Source organism: Hydrogenophaga sp. GW101-3F08 (genome assembly GCF_059424585.1).
Genome location: NZ_JBWKZP010000025.1, coordinates 1 through 659, shown reverse-complemented (window position 1 = coordinate 659; position 659 = coordinate 1). Strand labels below are relative to the sequence as shown.

General features: G+C 63.7%; 1 pseudogene. It reads right to left on the bottom strand.

What is annotated here, in order from left to right:
• Window positions 1-206: pseudogene (locus AC07YZ_RS25440) on the bottom strand (C4-dicarboxylate ABC transporter); the annotation flags it as partial.
• Between the last annotated feature and the right edge of the window lie 453 nt (window positions 207-659).

Below are 659 nucleotides of genomic sequence, written 5' to 3'. Positions count from 1 at the left end.
AGCTGGATCTTGATGCGGCCGCCCGACTCGGCTTCCACCTTCTTCGCCCAGGGCACGATGGCCTTGGCGGGAATCGTGGCCTGCTGGGGCAGCATCTGGTGCAGCCGCAGGGTCACGCTCTCCTGGGCAAAGGCAGCGCCAGCGAACAAGGTGCCGGCGGCAGCGCCCAGGGCGGCCAGCGCGGTTCGGCGTTTTATGGTTTGCATACAAGTCTCCAGTCGTTAAAGAGGTCCGGTTCAGGCCCGCGTCAGTGGGACGCAACACCTGAGAGTGTGTCGAACTGTGACCCGGAACCCGTGTGCTGCCCAGACCGGAACGCTTCTTTCAGCTATATCAATGCGTTATGAGAAGTGACCCGGCATGACAAAACCAAATACCCATTGGACAAACGCACGCACCAGAAGAAACGCGCCAACCCCTGCCGGTGCTGGCGCGTCCGATCGCGTGCAGGGCATGCCAGGCTCGGTGGCCCGCGTGCCCTCTCAGGCGATTACTTCGTGTATTTGGCGATCAGCGCACGGGCTTCCGAGGCCAGCTTGGCGCCGTCGATGTTCTTGCCCTTCATCTCGGTGACCCAGTCCGTCTCCACCGTGCCGGCGGTGCGGCGCCAGCGCTGGGTCTCGGCCAGGTCCAGCGCCACGATGTTGTTGCCGGCCTTC